This window comes from Cellulophaga geojensis KL-A (assembly GCF_000568425.1).
In the GTDB taxonomy this organism is placed as follows: Bacteria; Bacteroidota; Bacteroidia; order Flavobacteriales; family Flavobacteriaceae; genus Cellulophaga; species Cellulophaga lytica.
The window spans coordinates 1-3,659 of sequence record NZ_ARZX01000049.1; the positions used below are offsets into that span (position 1 = coordinate 1).

At 29.4% G+C, this 3,659-nt stretch carries 3 protein-coding genes; all 3 read left to right on the plus strand.

The window, feature by feature from the left end; all coding sequences use genetic code 11:
* The first annotated feature begins 195 nt into the window (after positions 1-195).
* The 3 genes from KLA_RS16965 to KLA_RS16975 all read left to right on the plus strand — a co-directional run bounded on the left by KLA_RS16965 (position 196) and on the right by KLA_RS16975 (position 3,397).
* On the plus strand, positions 196-417 hold the full coding sequence (locus KLA_RS16965; protein ID WP_034647314.1) for a helix-turn-helix domain-containing protein: 222 nt from the start codon (positions 196-198) through the stop codon (positions 415-417).
* Positions 410-1,330: a hypothetical protein gene (locus KLA_RS16970; protein WP_034647315.1), complete on the plus strand. Its 921-nt coding sequence runs from the start codon at positions 410-412 to the stop codon at positions 1,328-1,330. Before KLA_RS16965 ends, KLA_RS16970 begins: the two co-directional genes overlap by 8 nt.
* Before the next feature lie 63 nt (positions 1,331-1,393).
* Entirely contained in the window at positions 1,394-3,397 is a 2,004-nt protein-coding gene (locus KLA_RS16975) for an N-6 DNA methylase (RefSeq protein ID WP_034647316.1), read from the plus strand.
* Positions 3,398-3,659: the final 262 nt, after the last annotated feature.

Sequence of the window (3,659 nt, forward strand, 5' to 3'; positions counted from 1 at the left end):
TAATCCCGTAACTTCGGTTATACTTAACGTTACCCACAAGCTGAAAACCAACCGCATATTTTAGCACTTTTGGTTTTTTCCGATTCAAAACTCCAACGCTTTAAAAACCAAAAGAGCTAAAATTCCCCAACGCTCGAATACAAATGAGGACAATTGACCGTTGTACAACTGTCTACATAATTTCATCTTTGTAAAATGAATTTGCAAAGAAAATTTGGACTTGTAATAAAAGAACTTCGACTGAAAAAAGGACTTTCTCAAGAATCTTTAGCTAACCAATCTGACATAGACAGAACTTACATAAGCGACATTGAAAAAGGAGAACGAAACATCTCACTAAAAATAATTGAACGACTTTCCGAAACACTTCAAATTTCTCTTTCAGAACTTTTTAAAAAAATAGAGGAATATGAGTGAAATTACTGATTATTTACTCCTTAAATATGGAGTTACAGAAGATGTCTTTTTTACTGCTTTAAGATTAAGTCCGAATGCAGAGGGATATGTTAATGGTTCAATTACAGAATTACTTCTTAAACAAAGATTGGAAGGAAGAGGCTTTGAAGTTCATAGAATAAAAGAAAAATGGGAAGGTGCTAAACACCCGAATCATCACGGAGATTTTTATTTCAAACGAGAAAATGAACCTTGGTTCGTACTTGAAAGCAAAGGAGTTAAATCTAATTCTGAAAAATGGCATAAACTTTATAACTATGACAACCTACTTAACTTTCTTTGTAAGCACAGTGACAAAATTAGTTGGATAGAAAATGACTCTCCTATTGAACCTCAAGTAAAGGATTGGGTTGACAGGGAACTTCCTGAATTTCAAGAAAATTACTCATCAACCTTATACGATTTCGAAGAAATAAAGAAGTATAAAACTCCTAAAAGAGAGACTGCTAAATCAATAGCTATAAATGTATTAAGAGAATTATCAAGAGAAGAAATTTCGGCTTTGATTGATGAGAGATTATCTTATGTAATGAACAAAGTGAAAGTTTTAGAAACTCACTTTGTTTCAGGCACTTCTGGAGCAAATCATCGGACACAAGCAACTCCAAGAATAGATGAATTTAATCTTATTTCGATTGACATTTTTTTGAGATATACAGGTCACGAATTTGTGTTTGCAAACCCAAAAGATTTAGAAGCTTCAAGTTCTGATAATGACCATTTGCAACAAAATTATATAATGGGTTTTGTTTTTAACAATAACGAATTAAGTCTATCTGAAGAATGGCATCGAAATTTTAATAGCGCTTATGATACTTTAAATAATGATGATTCCATTTCGGCAGCAGATATGCAAATCGATAATAGAAATTAATAATTCACCAAAATGTTTGATGGTTACACATTTGTGATTATATTTGTCACAAATGTGTAAGATATGGAGTTAAATTTAGATTTTGAACTAACAAAGACCGATAAACTATTAAGAAAGTTTGAAGAAATTCATAACTTCATCTATGCAAATGATGGACTTTCTACTCAACAAACTTTAGAAGAATTTATAAAAATTCTCTTCATAAAAGTAATTGATGAAAAGAAAAAAGAAAAACAGTTCTATATTGATGATGCGGAATTTGAACAAATAAAAAGTTCAAAAAAATCAGAACAATTACTTCAAAGAATAAACAGTCTTTTTTCAAGTACAATTCAAGAATATTCCGATTTATTTGATAAAGGAGATAGAATAAAGTTAAGCCCATTATCATTAGCAAACACAATTAATAAGCTACAAGATTTTTCATTAATCAATTCTTCAAATGATGCCAAAGGGTTGGCATTTCAAAAATTCTTATCTCACCAAGAAAAAGATGGAAGAGGTCAATTTTTTACACCAGAACCAATAATTGATTTTTGTGTTAGTATAATTCAGCCCAAACCAAACGAAACAATAATCGACCCAGCTTGTGGAAGTGGTGGTTTTCTTAATTCTTCGTTTAATTATATTTTAAACAACAATGAAAATGTAAATATTGAAAAAGTTGTTTCAGAGAATCTTTATGGTTTAGACATTAACAAAAGTATTGCTCGAATTGCAAAAATGAAATTGCTACTTGAAGCAAATGTAGAAACAAATGTAAAATGTATTAACTCATTAACAGATTATGATGAAGTTTTATTAAAAGTAAAAGTAGATAAAGCTTCAAAAGGATTTGATATTGTTTTAACAAATCCACCATTTGGTACAGCAGGAAAAATATCTGATAAAAAAATACTTTCTTCTTTCGATTTAGGCTACAAATGGAAAAAAGTAAATGAAAATGAATTTGTCAAGACAAATACACTTCACACAGGACAAGTAGCAGAAATTTTATTTATTGAAAGATGTATTGATTTACTAAAAGAAGGTGGAAGAATGGGAATTGTTTTGCCAAATGGTCATTTTGAAAATCCTTCTTTGGAATATTTAAGATATTACATTAAACAACGCACAAAAATATTAGGAATTGTAAACTTACCTCAAGAAACATTTATTCCGTATGGAACTGGTGTTAAAACTTCACTCCTATTCATTCAAAAAGACACTCCAAATATAGATAGAGAATATCCTTTATTTTTTAGCCAAATACGAAAAATTGGTTATCAAGGAAATAAAAATGGAAGTCCAATTTATCAAAAAGATGAGTATGGAAAAATATTGCGTGATAAAAATAAAAATCCAATTCTTGACGAAGACTTATCAATAGTAATTGAGGATTATAAAAAGTTCCACACTGAAAAGAAAATAGAAACTGAAAATTCATATTCTATTAAATACAATGAATTAAATGGTCGCTTTGATTATGATTTTTATTCACCACAGAATAGAAAATTAATTGAACTCATTGAAAAAAACAATGCTGTTAGATTATGTGATGTTGTTCAAGTTGTTAAAACAAAAAGTAAAAAGTTAACGAATAAAAATCTAACAGTAGAATACGTTGAATTATCGGATGTTAATACTCCATCTTTAGAAATTATTAATTCGACTGAAATGTCTGTTTATGAACTTCCAAGTAGAGCATCATATGAAATAAAGAAAGGAGATATTATAACTGCTATTGCTGGAAATTCTATTGGTTCAAGAAAACACGCAACTGCATTGGTAAATTCAGATTTTGATGGTGCAATTTGCACGAATGGTTTTAGAGTTTTACGAAATTTTAAAATTGACCCTTATTACTTGCTTTATTATCTGAAATCAGAATATTTCCTTAATCAAATCTCAATGTTAAGAACAGGAGCTGCAATTCCGAATATTTCAGACAATGATTTCAAAAATTTATTAATTAGTATTCCAAGTGAAAAAGTAATTAAAGAAATAAGTGAAAAAGTAAAAAAGTCATTTGAATTGAGGGAAAAATCAAAAAGTGAACTGAATAGTATTGAATATGAATTAGCATAAGCCAACGCTAAAAGCCATACACATTTGCAATTCGCTTCAGCCACCACACAAGCCAAAAATTGCAAAAGAGTATGTCTTTGCCAACGCTGAAAACCAAGCTGAACGGAATAAAGCCAGTGGGTAACAACGTATATAAAAAATAGCGGTTTAAGTGCTAAAACGAAATGAATTTTTTAAATTTAAGGTCAATAATAATCCGAAAAATTAGTGATTAAAATCCGCTACTTTTCATATACGTATTCCAAGATCAAATCCTAGTAAT